Raw genomic sequence first — 15,157 nt, forward strand, 5'->3', positions numbered from 1 at the left:
GTTTGAAACAAAATAATAAAGTATTGTCCATTCAAATAAATTTGAATGGACTTTCTTTTTGTATCAAAGACTATCAAGCCAATACGGTTGATCACCTACATGATATAGATTTTAATAAAACTCTATCGCCTCATGAAATTCTACCCTATTTAAAAGAAGAGCTCAGCTCCAAAGCAGTTTTCTCTCAAGATTTCCAAGAGGTTATAGTAATTCACCAGAACGAACTAAGCACCTTAGTTCCCAATATACTTTTCAACGAGAATTCTAGTGCAGACTATCTGAAATTCAATTCTAAAATACTTAAGTCCGACTATATTTCACATGACGTACTAGACACTCTTGGAATTACTAATGTTTATGTACCCTTCGTAAATATTAATAATTACATCTTTGACACCTTTGGGCAGTTTACATACAAGCATACAACTACTGCGTTTATTGAGTCTATTTTTCAATCAGAGCTATCTTATGACGAGCCGACGTTCTATATTAATCTGAGTCAAGATTCTTTTGAAATTCTGGTTTTAAAAAAAAACACATTCCTGTTAAGCAATGTTCACGAATACTATTCCAAAGATGATTTTTTGTATTATGTCCTCTTCACCTTCGAACAATTAAATCTTGACCCAGAGATCAATCGAGTATTCTTGTCTGGGAGGATTGATACAAAGGACGAGAATTTCGAGCATTTGTATTCTTACGTTCGAAATATTGAATTTCTTTCAGATCATTTAGATTTAAAACAATTTCAAGTTTCCAATGAAGACCTGAACAAATATTTTGTTCTTCTAAACTGCCACTAAATGCGTATTATTTCAGGAAAACTTAAAGGAAGACGTTTAATGGCGCCCAAGAACTTACCGGTAAGACCTACCACCGATATGGCTAAGGAGGCTTTGTTTAATATCCTTGAAAACCGCTACTATCTAGACGAATTAGAGGTTCTTGATCTTTTCTCTGGCACTGGTAATATAGCCTTTGAATTTGCCTCAAGAGGTTGCACTGATATTACTGCTGTTGATAGGCATTATCCTTGTATCAAATTTATCAACGAAGTAAGCTTGGAATTTGATCTAGGTATTAAAACAATTAAAGCTGACGTGTTTGCTTTTTTAGATGCTCTTAATAAACAACGCTATGATATCATATTTGCTGATCCCCCATACGATATAGATTTGTCTCATTTTGAAAGATTAGTAACATCTATAAGAGATAAACAGCTATTGTCTGAGGAAGGTCTCTGTATTGTAGAGCACTCTAAACACACCTCCTTATCGCATGTAGAAGGCTTCCAAATGCAAAAGAAATACGGAGGTAACTGTTTCAGCTTTTTTAAATAAAAAGAGCAGACCTATAAGCCGAATTCTGTAATGGGAGTTCCCATGTCTATCATTTATCTGAACTATTTATTACTAAATAGCTTTAGCTGCCTACCCTCCAGCATGGCACGTGCCGCACTCATACGCTGGTATACATGACATTGCACCACATAGAGTTTACCTGATTTCACTACAGCATTACCTGTACATTCTTTCTGTTGCACTTTTCCTAACCTCACGGCTGGTGGCCATTAACCACTATGCTGCACTTTGGTGTCCGGACTTTCCTCTCTGTTTTAAAAACAAAGCGATAGACCAGTCTGCTCCATGCAAAAATAGAAAAATAAGTACGGCTGGTATAGGGCATCGCTATTAATAAACATTCTTGGTTTTCTTGTTAATAAAAAGACTGCATTTAATAAAGCTTTTGGTTTCAACTTTTTAAATTTGTAGAAGTCATATCTCAAGATTAGCCAAGGCCTTGGAGCACTTTATAGTATCAGCTAGAAAATACAGACCTCAAACTTTTAAAGATGTTGTTGGACAACAGGCAATAACCAACACACTCATTAATGCTATTGATAACAATCATCTAGCGCAAGCTCTGCTATTTACCGGGCCTAGAGGCGTTGGTAAAACTACCTGCGCAAGGATTTTGGCCAAAATGATTAATAGTGATGATTCAACAGCACCGGATGAAGATTTTGCGTTTAATATTTTTGAATTGGATGCTGCTTCAAACAATTCGGTCGATGATATCAGGAATCTGACAGATCAGGTGCGCATTCCTCCTCAGGTTGGAAAGTTTAAAGTCTATATTATTGATGAGGTACACATGCTCTCAACAGCAGCTTTTAATGCTTTTTTAAAGACTTTAGAAGAGCCGCCAAAACATTGTATTTTTATTCTTGCCACTACAGAGAAACACAAAATTATTCCAACGATTTTATCGCGTTGTCAGATATTTGATTTTAAACGAATTACTGTTAAAGATGCTAAGGAGTATTTAAAATATATAGCCGAAAATCAAGGTGTAAAAGCAGAAGATGATGCTTTACACATCATAGCCCAAAAGGCTGATGGTGCCATGCGAGATGCCTTATCTATATTTGACAGAGTCGTGAGTTTCTCAGGTAGTCAATTGACCAGACAAGCCGTTACAGAGAATTTGAACGTATTGGATTATGAAACCTTTTTTAAGAGTACAGACCTAATTATAGATCGTAATATTCCCGAATTATTAATTCAATTCAATGATGTTCTGTCCAAAGGATTTGATGGGCATCACTACATTACTGGGCTGACCGCTCACTTCAGAGACCTTCTGGTATGTAAAGACAGTTCCACCATACCACTACTGGAGGTTGGAGAAGACACTAAAGCAACCTACCAAATACAAGCTCAAAAAATTAGTATACCTCTGTTGCTGGAATATATTAGATTATCTAATGAGTGTGATCTTAATTATAAGTCTACTAAAAACCAAAGACTTCTAGTTGAATTAGCTTTAATGCAATTAGCCTCCATTGACGTCAATGGAGAAAAAAAAAATGACCAACGGTATATAATCCCACCCCAGTTTGTCAATCAAACACCAAAGACGATTGAATCTGAGTCAATTGATGAAAGTCCACCAATTGTGGCTACAAACGAGTTGGTTTCTACAAATAGCATTCAAGCACCAGTTAAGGACACTGTTGTTCATGAGGTTGATGAGCCAGCACCAGTAGTAAACATTAAAAAGCCAGCAGCTGCAGTTTCTGGTTTATCTCTAAAAAGTATTAGAAAAAAGAAGCAACATCAAATTAAACAGATGGATGTTGTTATTGATGAAGATAGCCTTCCAAAAAAGCCAGTTTCACAAGAAGCTTTAGTTAAAGAATGGAATAATTATTCCAATAAATTACAAGATAAGGGTGAGCGTATTCTGGCTTCTATTATGGGTATGGAGACACCAGTGCTCGATGAATCAAATATTAAGCTAACCTATTCCAACAGCACCAATAAAATTGAATTAGAGAAGGCACAATATTCTTTATTAGGTTATCTACGAAAGGCCCTTGAAAACTATGACCTAAACCTGGATATTTCGGTAAATGAAGAAGTTGCAACTAAGTACGCCTTTACCCCCCAAGAGAAATATGAAAAATTAAAAGAAAAAAACCCTAATATTGAACTATTAAAAAAAACATTTGGATTGGATGTATAAATTTTGGGTTTCAATAAGGTTATTTCTCCTGCCAATTACAATTATGATGGTAATTAGCAGTTGCGATGGACGTAAATCCAGTCAACAAGCGCTGAAAGAAGCCATTGTAGAATTTCAACAAGAAGTTCCCATTGAGGTTGATGAATACTTCCCAAGTGAATATTTTGAGAGTTATAATGATACAATTTTAGATAATGGTTATCGCATACTTATAAAGACAGTTCCAGATTTGGAAAATGATGTTACCCTTACTAAAATCAAGGATACTGTTAACTTTCAAAAGCATTACAGAAATTTTAAGATTGAGATCAAACTCGAAACGGACACAGGTGAGTTTATAAAAGAGCATTTTACTAAAGAGCGTATTAATTATTTGGTACGGGAATCTCATACAAATTATAGGTTGTTTTCAAATGAGATGGTCTTGAAGGCTTTGAATGTCAACTACTTAGAATCCACATCTGAAGCAGTGATTTTTGATTTACTTTATCACCTTCCCGAAACAGATAAAACTTCTGAATTGCGACTAAGCTTATCACGAAAAGCGATAATCATTACAGAGTCTAATAACCTTTAATCATGTTAGGATTAAAACTTCCAACAGACCCACGATGGGTCAATATCGTTGAAAAAAACATAGAAGACATACTAACTGACCATGCATTTTGTGAACAAAAAGCCGCCAGTACTGCTATTTCCTTAATTGTTAGCTTTCCTGAATATACAGAGCTGGTAGACGAAATGAATGATTTGGTTCAAGAAGAAATGAGTCACTTTAAAATGGTGCATGACTTAATCAAAGAGCGTGGTTGGGTTTTAGGTAGAGACAGAAAAGACGACTATGTTATAGATCTTCTTAAGTTCTTTCCTAAAGGAGGAAGCAGGACAACCCAATTAGTTCACCGATTACTTTACGCAGCTTTAATAGAGGCACGTAGTTGTGAACGGTTTAGACTGTTATCGGAGAACCTTGAAGACAAAAAATTGGCCAAATTCTACAGAAAATTGATGATTAGTGAAGCAGGGCACTATACCATGTTTTTGAGATTTGCTAGAAAATATGGAAATGAAGAAGAGGTCAACACCAAGTGGCAGGCTCTTTTAAACTATGAGGCTGAGATAATGCAAAAATTAAGCCGTAAACAAACTGTTCACGGCTAATTCAAAGGTTTCTATATCTACGTTAAACCTAGAGTTTCAGGCCAATTCCGAGTTGAAAACTGCGGTTATAAGCCTCATTATCCATAATCTCTGATTTTAAAATATTTGTAATGCCATGGTTGTATCTGGCATCTAAAAATATCATGTCAGTTAACATAACTTCTACACTTCCTAGAGCAGAGATCATATACCGTGTAAAGGCATCCTGATTAGTCCAGGTTACAAAAGAGAACTCAGGACCTGCACCAATTTTGATGATTTCACCAATTTGATACCTTAATTGGACTGGTAGTTGAATAAACCCAAGTCTATAAGGTTTATCTTTGGCTCCTTCTGCCGAAAATTGGGCTTCTGTCATGATTGAGAAACTGTCTGATACGCGCCAATCGACAAAACCACCAAAAAAAGCACCAACTCTTCCATCATTCTCAAAGTTGACCGCATTGTCAAAACTAAGACTGGAAAAAACCGCTCCGCCACGCACACCATACATTGTTTCCTGAGCTTGTGTTATTAAAAACACAAGGCCAATAACCATAAATAGTACTATTTTTTTCATAATTCATTGATTTGAGTACTCGAATATATGTTTTCTAGAATATTACCTGCCAAATAATAGATTTGGGTAAGATTTTTTAGGATAAACGGCATAAAACCTAGAGTTTATTACTATCAACCTTGTTAAAGAATATACTTTTAATGATGCCGTCTGATAAGCCAATTTTGGGAACAAAGATATGCTTTGCCCCACTCCATTTCATGGCAGATAAATAAATTCTGGTTGCCGGAATAATCACATCGGCCCGATCCTGGTTTAAATTAAGCTTTGTAATTCGCTCTTCATAAGTATATTCCTGAAGTTGCTGGTAATAGCTTATCAAATAAAAATAAGTTAATGGTTTACCGAGATCCTTACCAGAAATTTTAAAGATCTTATTAATGTTTCCTCCAGACCCTATAAGCTCAATTTTGTCATACTGCTCAGTATGTTCTTGAATCCATTGATGAAGAGAATTCCAAATATCGTCACTCACCATATTATTCAATAAACGAACTGTTCCGATTTTAAAGGATCTGGATACTATTTTATTAGCATTATGTATCACAGTAAATTCTGTACTCCCACCTCCAACATCAACATATAGATAAGATTTATTTGGATCAATAAAAGTGTGGAGATCCGTTTCAGCAATAATAGTAGCTTCGACATCACCATCAATAATATCAATACTCAAGCCTGCCTTTTCTTTTACTTCCAAAACTAGCTCAGATCCATTAGCGGCCTCTCGCATAGCCGAAGTGGCACACGCCTTGTATTGTTCAACGCCATGAGCAGACATTAACAACTTAAATGCTGTCATGGTATCTATCATACGTTTTTTATTATAATTTGAAATAGTGCCTGTAGTAAATACATCAGCACCTAGTCTGATTGGCACTCTAACTAATGCGTTTTTTTTAAAAATAACATCCTGACCGTGTTCTTCAATAATGTTACTTACTAACAATCTAACTGCGTTAGAACCTATATCAATTGCTGCAAATTTTCGAATGTTTAACATTAATCTGATGAATTCAATTGTTGAAGATAATAGTTGTACATTGCAAATTGAGATCGTGATGCTTTTTGATCATTAGTTTTATATAAATTCTCAGTTTGAGAATTGACAAATCTCGCCTTAGTATTGTCATTCCAACTAATCTCAAATATATCCTGCAACTCTCTTTTAATGTCTTCATCATAAATGGGGCAGGTAACCTCTACTCTATTATCTATGTTTCTAGTCATCCAATCTGCACTAGAAATAAATACCTTGGGATTATTATTATTTCCAAAAATAAATAAACGGGTATGCTCTAAAAACTTATCGACAATACTTATTACCTCGATATTTTCGCTCATACCCTGAATTCCCGGTATCAAACAACATATACCACGTACAATCATCTGTATTTTAACACCTGCCCTACTTGCCTCATAGAGTTTATCAACCATAGCATAATTGCTAATACTATTCATTTTAATTTTTAAAAATGCTGGTAATCCTGCCTTGGCATTCTCTATTTCCTGATCAATTAACTTATAGATCTTACTACGAGTGTAATGAGGAGATACTATCAAATGTTTATACCTATTGATAACATAATTAACATTAAAAAAGTTAAAAACCTTATCGACATCCTTTAGAATCTTTTGATTTGAAGTCAGTAACGTAAAATCAGTATATATTTTTGCTGTAGACTCATTAAAATTTCCCGTGCTCACAAAACCATAACGCACCATTTTACCTTGTTCCTCTCGTTCTACAAGGCACATTTTACAATGTACCTTTAAACCGGGAACTCCAAACAGCATTTCAACACCTTCATCTTGCATTTGCTGAGCATACTTAATATTTGCCTCCTCATCAAATCTAGCTTGCAATTCTATTGATACAGTTACTCGTTTACCATTTTTCGCTGCATTAATCAAGGAACTTGCTACATGTGAAATCTCCGCTAAACGATAGATTGTAATTTTTATAGTTTTAATCGAAGGATCAATAGCCGCTTCACGCAAGAACTTAACAACATAAGCAAAGGTTTGATAAGGGGTATGCACTAAAAAGTCCTTTTCACCAATGGCCTCAAAAATACTGCTCTTCAAACTCAACCCTTTAACTTCTAATGGGGTTATCTTATTGTATAACAAATCGGTTCGACCAAGACTGGGAAACTTCATATAATCTCTCCTATTATGGTACCGCCCACCAGGAATCACACTATCTGTAGAATCAATCCCCATTTTATCCATCAAGTAGCTCAAGGTATCTTCAGCTATGGTTTTATCATAGACAAAACGCACTGGTTCACCAATTTGACGATCCTTAACACTATCCGATATTTTACTGAGAAAACTTTTACTCAAGTCACTGTCAAAATCAAGCTCTCCATCTCTAGTGATCTTGATCATATGAGCCGTTATATTGGTGAAATCGAAAATATTGAAAATGTCTTTCAGACAATAGCGAAGTAGATCATCAATCATTATAATGTAGTTCTTTTCACCTTCACTCGGCAGAACAACAAACCGGTTCATTGATTTTGAAATCTCTATTAATGCAAATTGCTTTAATCCAGTACTTAGATTCATCTTAACGGCAAGATAAGCTGCACTATCTTTTAATAAGGGAAGGTCTACTTCATCACTCAAAACTATAGTTACCAAGGCCGGACTGACCTCACTATAAAAATAATCTCTAATAAATTTTTTCTGTCCCTCACTGATTTGATGTTCTTTAAGTACAAAAATGTTTTCAGATTCCAATTCTGCCTCAATTTGTCCAAGAATCTTTAAACTCTCACTTTGTTGCTTAATTACAATTTCTGTAATAGCTTCAAGTAACTCATTAGCTCTAATACCACCAAGCTGACTTCTTCCCCCTTTTCCGGCCTGGATAATGCGTTTTATTGTTGCATAACGTACCTTGAAAAATTCATCAAGGTTATTTGAGAAAATACCCAGAAATCGCAATCTCTCGATCAAAGGCACGGAATCGTCAGCTGCCTCTTGCAGAACACGAGCATTGAATTGCAACCAACTCAACTCCCTATTCACATAGGTGTTTTTATCTTTTGTCATTCTTTAAATCTCTTGGGAAAATAGTCAATATTGTTTCACCTTTTCGCAGATTACTCCATTTAGATATGTCAAATTTAATATGAACCAATCCTGCTGTAGGCAAGTTTTTTATATAAGCACTCCCAAAGATATTTGAAATTGAAGTAAAGGCATGGTTATGTCCAAAAATTATCACCTTTTCATGATTATTTGATAACGATTTAACAAAATTCACCACATTTCCTCCTGAAAAATCATATAACTCATCCACTATTTTAATCTTGGAATCACCTGTTATTCCTTGATTTACAAATATTTCAGCAGTTTGTCGAGTGCGCTTAGCAGGACTACAAGCAATTAAATCTGGCTGATAATTAGTGGACTTAAAAGATTCTGAAACAAGATGAATATCCTTGTAACCTCTTGATTTAATGGGCCTATCAATATCGGGAACATCAAATTCCCAGGAGGATTTAGCGTGTCTAATTAAAATAAGTTCTCTCATGAATCATCGATAAAAAGCAAATTAATTCGATAAAATGTTGCATATGTCCGTTTTAACGATTATTTTCGCCCATGAACATTAAAATTTGCCCACAGAACACTTATAAACGTGATTTGTTGGTAAAGTTATGGAAATGACCCCAAGTCTAAAATATATTAATCAATCCTTTGACGGCTTAATACATGAGCCAACCTCCCTCCTGTTTTTTAGTATGATTGAATCTTGTATTCAATTGAATTTTAACATTTTTACACAAAGCACAACATAGTATAAGAGGAAAATCCTTCGATCTACTTTGTTTTAAATTATTGGTTCTATGAAAGACATTTCAAATACTAGAACACAAAAATTAGGGCTAGCAATATTATTAAGCTTGTTCTTTTCTTTTGCTTGGGCACAGTCCCCAGATGAGCTGGTTGAATGCGACCTTGGTGCGTATTACCAAACGGTTAAATTAAAAAGTAATAGACCTGGTGAAGGATCCAGAAATGATTTCATTCTTTATAGAATAAATCCAATATCAGGGCAGTTTACTTTCATAGCCAATCTGTCAGTATCGGACGGACCAGATGATATTGCAGTTCCAAGATCTGTTAATGTTAATTCACTCGGAGTCAACCCTATCGATAGACAATTCTACTTTATAAATGCCAAATCCCCTTATCAGCTATATAAAATGACTGCTACTGGGAAGGTTTCATATTTAGGAAATATTACTGGTGATATCAGTGGTAATAATCAGGCAGGTGTATTTAATTACGATGGACGCTACTATGTTTCAGGTGGGTCCAAGAAAATCTTTGAGATTGACATTAATAATCTTACATCTACACGTTTGATGAACGTTAACTTCGTAGCCTCTGATTTAGCAATAAATCCAAATAATGGGAGGCTTTACGGATGGGATCAAAATAGAAGACAACTAAATATTGCTGATACTGCTAATCAAACTACGACAACAGTTGGCCCGGCAGCAAATACTAGTGACTTCAGTATTTTTGGTGCTCTGTATTTTCTACCCACCGGACAACTCATTGGTTATGGTGATAATACTACCATAGGACCTCAAGGTAATTCTCAAGAGTCTTTAGTTGATATTAATTTAGACACTGGTGGGGTTACACCAATTACTACAAGTTTAAGTGTTTCTACTAATGATGGTGCATCCTGCCCCTTCACCATTGCATTGGATAAAGCAGGCCCTTCAGAAATTTCACTGAACAGCACAATTACTTATACTTTTACTGTATATAACAGGACAGGACGTCTCATCAACGACGTTGTTTTTCAAGATATTCTTCCCTCTGGTTTAGTTTTTTCATCGGAGCCATACGACATAACCAATAATATTGTTATTACAGGATCTACAGATCAACAGAATGCTGCGAACTTGAATATTGATAATATAGCTCTTGGCTCTGCAAGTTTTAAAATTGATGTTTTTATTGGTTGCGACTATTCAGAAACAACACTGTCAAATCAAGCATTAATTGGGTTAACTAATTTGGATGATGCCGTTTCTTCCAACGATCCAAATACAGCTCAAATAAACGACCCAACAAATACAGACATTAATCAACCTACTATCGATGTACCAGCCGAGATAACTATTGAAGGTTGTGATACTTCAGATATCACATCTGATGTAGCAGTTTTTGATTTCTCGGAAATAGCGTCTAGGGATATCAAAAATGTATTCGATTCAAATCCTGATTACAACTATGCTCCTGATGATATTGTTAGTATCACATATGTCGATTTTGAATCATCAACAGATGCTTGTGGCACTGAAGTTTTAAGAACATTCACATTGACAGATAACTGCGGAAATCAAGTGTCTGCAAGACAGACTATCAAAGTTGTTGATACAATAGCACCTGTTATTGATGATGGTTTTGTTCCCATTATTACTGTTGAATGTGATCAAGATATTACTCTAAGTTATACAGCAACTGATAACTGCGACGGCGAAGTACTAGGACAATTTGAGGACACCATAGTTCCTGGAACTTGTCCTAACGATTATGTGATTAGCAGATCCTGGAGTTTCACTGATTCGTGTGGTAATGCTTCCAGATATGAACAAACAATTGTAGTAAAGGATGAAACGGCACCTGAATTTGTTTTATCAGATACAGACTGTGGAGTCAATTTAACTAATAAGGACTTTGAGGACAATACATTTAATAATTCTTCTCTACTTATTCTTCAAGAACAAGTACCTGGGTGGTCTAACGCGTCAAATAAGTTTATAAGAGTCGTAAGGACAAATGCAGACATTCAGGCGCAAAGTGGTACTTATTGTATTGGGTTAAACACTACCATTGCTAGTGATATTTATCAAGTTATTGAAACCGAACCTGGTTCGAATATTACAATTGATTTCTTTCATAGAAAAGGACCTAATACAACTGCTCAAGAAAATAAATTAGAGGTTTTTATAGGTAAGGACTTGAACAATTTAACTAGTTTGGGAGAATTTACGCCTTCTGAACTCGATTCATGGACTAAGAACTCTGTGAACTATGCTGTTCCAGCCGACCAGACATCGTCAGTTTTAATGTTTAAATCTCTATCGAGTAGAAATTCTTCTAGTGGAAATTATCTAGATAACATAAGTATATCATCTGATTCAGATTCAACCTGTCTGCCTCAAGATATCGTAGTTGAATGTAATGAAGTACCTGAAGCACCACTTCTTCAAGCTACCGATAATTGTAGTGATGTAGTTATTGACTACGAAGAAACAACTATTGAAGGAGATTGTCCAAATAACTACACAATTGTTAGAACATGGACTGCAACCGATGCTTGTGGAAACACAGCTAGTCATACACAAAATGTAACAGTACAAGACACAAAAGCACCAGTCGTAGACGGTGAGATACCAAATATAATCACCTTAGAATGTGATGAAACAGTTGAATTATACTATACAGCCATAGATAACTGTGACGGTGAAATTCAAGGGGAATTTGAAGATACTATTGTACCTGGTGAATGTGAAAATGACTATGTTATAAGCAGAACCTGGAGTTTTACTGATTCTTGTGGTAATGCTTCCAGATATGAGCAAACCATAGTAATTAAAGATGAGGAGGCACCTGAGTTTATTGGTGATCTTCCACAAGATATAACAGTAGAATGTGATAATATACCTGATCCTTCAGTAATTGAAGCAATTGATAATTGCGGTGATGCAACTGTCACCCTCGTTGAATCAAAAGTAGATGGTGATTGCCCTAATAACTATACACTTGTTCGCCGATGGACGGCAACGGATGCTTGTGGTAACACCAATACTCACTCACAAACCATTGCGGTTCAGGATACAACATCACCCGTTATGGAAGATATTCCAGCAATTGTTACTGTCAGCTGTGACGAAGAATTGAATTTATCGTATTCAGCAGTTGATAATTGTGATGGTGAAATTCAAGGAGATTATACTGAGGTTGTAACCCCTGGAGAATGTGCCAATGAAGCTGTTATTGCAAGAACATGGAGTTTTACAGATTCTTGTGGGAATTCTTCAACATTCGACCAGACCATAATAATTGAAGATAATGAAGCGCCAATATTTGAAGGAGAACTACCTGGGGATGAAACAGCTGAGTGTGATGCCGTACCTGACGCCCCTACTCTAACTGCAATTGATAATTGCGGAGAGGCGACAGTAGAATTTGAAGAAACAACAGAAGCTGGTGCTTGTGACGGTGAAGAGGTGATTACAAGAACTTGGATAGCAAGTGACGATTGTGGTAACACAACGACTCATACACAGACAATAACTGTAATTGATACAACTCCACCGGTATTTGAAGGTATTGAAGATGCAACTTGTACTAACCTAGTCATTAACGGTGAATTTGAATCTAATCCGTTCTCTCAAGGCTTTCAACAATTACCTCAAGATCAAGTTGAAGGATGGAGTACCACTAAAAATCATGGTACAATTGAGATACAAAGATCTGGTCAGATTAACGGAGTGGAGTCCCATAGCGGTAATTATCATTTTGAATTGAATGGTAAAAACCTTGATGATTTGTACCAATCATTTGCAACTGAGCCAGGTAGTAACCTTACAATTACCTTTTATCATAAGAAAAGACCCGGATCAAGCGTCACTGATGACATGCGCTTAATGATGGGAGCTAGTTTATCTGAACTTGTTATGATTAGTGATTATTCCGTTAGCACGGAAGATGGATGGAAACAGAATGTTGTCAATTATTCGGTCCCAGAAGGACAGACTAACACAGTTATCTTATTCCAGGCATTATCAGGATCATCAAATTCAGTAGGGAATCTAATGGATACAATAAGTATTGTGTCTGATACTGATGATGGTGTTGTTTGTTTACCAAATGACATTACAGTCGAATGTGATATGGTTCCAGAACCGATTGAATTAACCGCTACAGACGACTGTAGTGAAGCTACCGTTAGTTTTAGCGAAGAGCGTATTGATGGAGATTGCGATAATAATTACACCTTAATACGAACATGGACCGCCACTGACGCTTGTGGTAATACTACTTCCATCAGTCAAAATGTGGAAGTAAGAGATACAACAAGTCCTGAATTTGTAGAAGCTTTACCTCAGGATATTGAAGTGGAATGCGAAATGATTCCTGAACCAGAAGTCCTAACAGCGACAGATAATTGTGGAGATGCTCAAGTAACCTTCGAGGAGGAAATAGTTTATGAAGACGAGGATTCTGAATCCAGCGACGAATGTACCTATAGATCCTACTATGTTAAATCAGGTAGCACCTCTCAGTTCTACAAATTCGTTGTGGAGAATGGAGTGGCCAATTTAGAATTAGTGACATCCCGAAATTATAACGCCCATTTGGCTTATGATGGTGAGAACAACATCTTATATGGTTTAGTGAGTAACGGCCAATCTATAGAAAGAATTGATCCTTCAACTGGAAATTCTTTAGGATTCATTCAATTAAATGATGGACTAAGCAATATTGCTAGTGGTACTTATTACAACGGTAAAGTATACTTAGGTTCATCCAATCAAAATAGGATTGTTGAAGTAGATCCTAATAACGGTTCTTATGTAGACTATGCTACTGATGTTCCTGTTAATGGTGCAGATATGGAATTTAAGGATGGAAAATTATACTTAACTACAAGGTCTGGTAATGACCTGTATTTAATTGAAAATGGAACTGCCAGCCTTATAGGATCTATACCAAATAGTGTAAGTGGTATGTCGCTCACTGAAGATGGTAATTTCTACTTGTCTTATAATGGATCCAATTCCTTTGAAATTATAGATGAAAATGCTCAGTCTTTAGGATCTCTACCGGTATTCCTTGATGGACAACCATTTAACCTTGATAATGGAGATATGGCTTCAGGCTGTGGTACTGATGGACCTCCAAATATTGGAGATTGTAACGATTACACCCTTGTAAGAACATGGACTGCAACTGATGCATGCAACAATGTAACTATCCATACCCAGTCTATAAGAGTAACAGATACAACACCACCTGTATTTGATGGAGATTTACCAACAGATACCACGGTTGAATGTACAGATGTACCAAACCCAGAAGACTTGACAGCCACAGACAACTGTGGAGAAGCGATAGTTAGTTTTGTTGAGTTCTCTACGCCAGGAAGTTGCGAAGGTGAGTATTTATTAGAGCGCACCTGGACCGCTTTTGATACTTGTGGTAATTCAACAAGTCATACGCAAATATTAACTGTGATTGATACGACAGCACCTGAAATAATTGGTGATTTTGAGCCAGAGATTGAAGCGAGTTGTGATGCTATTCCAGAGACACCAGATTTAGAATTTGCGGATGCTTGTTCTGAAGTTATGGATGTTACCTTTACTGAAGAAAACACTCAGCAACCAGATTTTGAAGATTATCAAATTATAAGAACCTGGACTGTTACCGATACCTGTGGAAATGAGGCAGTTTATACCCAAACTGTAAATGTAACTAATGAAAGTCCTGTTGGAGGATTGGATAGCAGAATCTGTAATACGGAAGGACCTTATGATTTATTCTCTTTCCTAACGGGTGATTATGAAGGAACTGGTGAATGGACTGTTGTTCAAGGAGATCCAAGCTTATTAGTTGGTAGTACCTTCACTACCGAATCAATTGAACAAGACACGCAATTCATATTCAACTACACCGAATTAGGTGGAAGTTGCGCCATCAACACGAATCTAGCAATCTTTGTGGAAGACTGTCGAGTTCTTTCTTGTGGTGCAGAAGATGTGATTATCTCAAAGACTGTAACAGCCAATGGCGATGGTCTTAATGATGTCTTTAGAGTAAGTGGTATTGAGGATTGTGGGTTTGTAATTGAAGTTCAGCTTT

General features: G+C 36.1%; 10 protein-coding genes and 1 other RNA gene. 6 read left to right on the forward strand and 5 right to left on the reverse strand.

The annotated features are described in order from the left end of the window. Positions 1-2: 2 nt before the first annotated feature. A complete protein-coding gene (locus DN064_RS12295; protein WP_115462959.1) occupies positions 3-803 on the forward strand; it encodes a DUF3822 family protein in 801 nt (266 codons plus the stop codon). Next, a complete protein-coding gene (locus DN064_RS12300) occupies positions 804-1,340 on the forward strand; it encodes an RsmD family RNA methyltransferase (RefSeq protein WP_115462960.1) in 537 nt (178 codons plus the stop codon). It begins immediately after the preceding gene. On the opposite strand, the gene rnpB is transcribed toward DN064_RS12300, so the two are convergent. After that, positions 1,339-1,646: RNase P RNA component class A (gene rnpB, locus DN064_RS12305), an RNA gene on the reverse strand. The two genes, DN064_RS12300 and rnpB, sit on opposite strands and share 2 nt — an antisense overlap. A gap of 154 nt (positions 1,647-1,800) precedes the next feature. On the opposite strand from rnpB, the gene dnaX reads away from it, so the two are divergent. Genes dnaX through miaE form a run of 3 tightly spaced genes read left to right on the forward strand, consistent with a single transcriptional unit; the run spans position 1,801 to position 4,689 of the window. Next, positions 1,801-3,528 (forward strand): DNA polymerase III subunit gamma/tau, encoded by a 1,728-nt coding sequence (gene dnaX, locus DN064_RS12310; protein ID WP_115462961.1) that lies wholly within the window; start codon positions 1,801-1,803, stop codon positions 3,526-3,528. 43 nt (positions 3,529-3,571) lie between these two features. Beyond that, on the forward strand, positions 3,572-4,105 hold the full coding sequence (locus DN064_RS12315; RefSeq protein ID WP_157962313.1) for a hypothetical protein: 534 nt from the start codon (positions 3,572-3,574) through the stop codon (positions 4,103-4,105). A 2-nt stretch (positions 4,106-4,107) separates the two neighbouring features. After that, the gene (gene miaE / locus DN064_RS12320; protein ID WP_115462963.1) at positions 4,108-4,689 is read left to right on the forward strand and encodes a tRNA-(ms[2]io[6]A)-hydroxylase; all 582 of its coding nucleotides are present in this window, start codon (positions 4,108-4,110) and stop codon (positions 4,687-4,689) included. Positions 4,690-4,717: 28 nt separating this feature from the next. Here the strand turns inward: miaE and DN064_RS12325 are convergent, their stop codons facing one another. The 4 genes from DN064_RS12325 to DN064_RS12340 form a co-directional block, all read right to left on the reverse strand. Continuing rightward, positions 4,718-5,248: a porin family protein gene (locus DN064_RS12325; protein WP_115462964.1), complete on the reverse strand. Its 531-nt coding sequence runs from the start codon at positions 5,246-5,248 to the stop codon at positions 4,718-4,720. Between the two features lie 97 nt (positions 5,249-5,345). Beyond that, positions 5,346-6,251 (reverse strand): Ppx/GppA phosphatase family protein, encoded by a 906-nt coding sequence (locus tag DN064_RS12330; RefSeq protein WP_115462965.1) that lies wholly within the window; start codon positions 6,249-6,251, stop codon positions 5,346-5,348. Then, positions 6,251-8,311 carry a polyphosphate kinase 1 gene (gene ppk1, locus DN064_RS12335; protein ID WP_115462966.1) on the reverse strand — a complete coding sequence of 687 codons (2,061 nt, stop codon included), beginning with the start codon at positions 8,309-8,311 and terminating at the stop codon, positions 6,251-6,253. Before ppk1 ends, DN064_RS12330 begins: the two co-directional genes overlap by 1 nt. Continuing rightward, positions 8,298-8,795, reverse strand: coding sequence for a SixA phosphatase family protein (locus tag DN064_RS12340; protein ID WP_115462967.1), 498 nt, complete (start codon positions 8,793-8,795; stop codon positions 8,298-8,300). The genes ppk1 and DN064_RS12340 overlap by 14 nt, the downstream gene beginning before the upstream one ends. 316 nt (positions 8,796-9,111) lie before the next feature. On the opposite strand from DN064_RS12340, the gene DN064_RS12345 reads away from it, so the two are divergent. Then, positions 9,112-15,157 (forward strand): HYR-like domain-containing protein (locus DN064_RS12345; RefSeq protein ID WP_157962314.1); only part of this gene is annotated, 6,046 nt, incomplete at its 3' end.

Source organism: Winogradskyella aurantiaca (assembly GCF_003362725.1).
GTDB lineage: Bacteria > Bacteroidota > Bacteroidia > Flavobacteriales > Flavobacteriaceae > Winogradskyella_A > Winogradskyella_A aurantiaca.

Coding starts and splice junctions, on each gene's coding strand:
- DN064_RS12315 (WP_157962313.1), top strand. CDS start 3,572: ATGATGGTAATTAGCAGTTGCGATGGACGTAAATCCAGTCAACAAGCG.
- miaE (WP_115462963.1), top strand. CDS start 4,108: ATGTTAGGATTAAAACTTCCAACAGACCCACGATGGGTCAATATCGTT.
- DN064_RS12325 (WP_115462964.1), bottom strand. CDS start 5,248: ATGAAAAAAATAGTACTATTTATGGTTATTGGCCTTGTGTTTTTAATA.
- ppk1 (WP_115462966.1), bottom strand. CDS start 8,311: ATGACAAAAGATAAAAACACCTATGTGAATAGGGAGTTGAGTTGGTTG.
- DN064_RS12330 (WP_115462965.1), bottom strand. CDS start 6,251: ATGTTAAACATTCGAAAATTTGCAGCAATTGATATAGGTTCTAACGCA.
- DN064_RS12340 (WP_115462967.1), bottom strand. CDS start 8,795: ATGAGAGAACTTATTTTAATTAGACACGCTAAATCCTCCTGGGAATTT.
- DN064_RS12300 (WP_115462960.1), top strand. CDS start 804: ATGCGTATTATTTCAGGAAAACTTAAAGGAAGACGTTTAATGGCGCCC.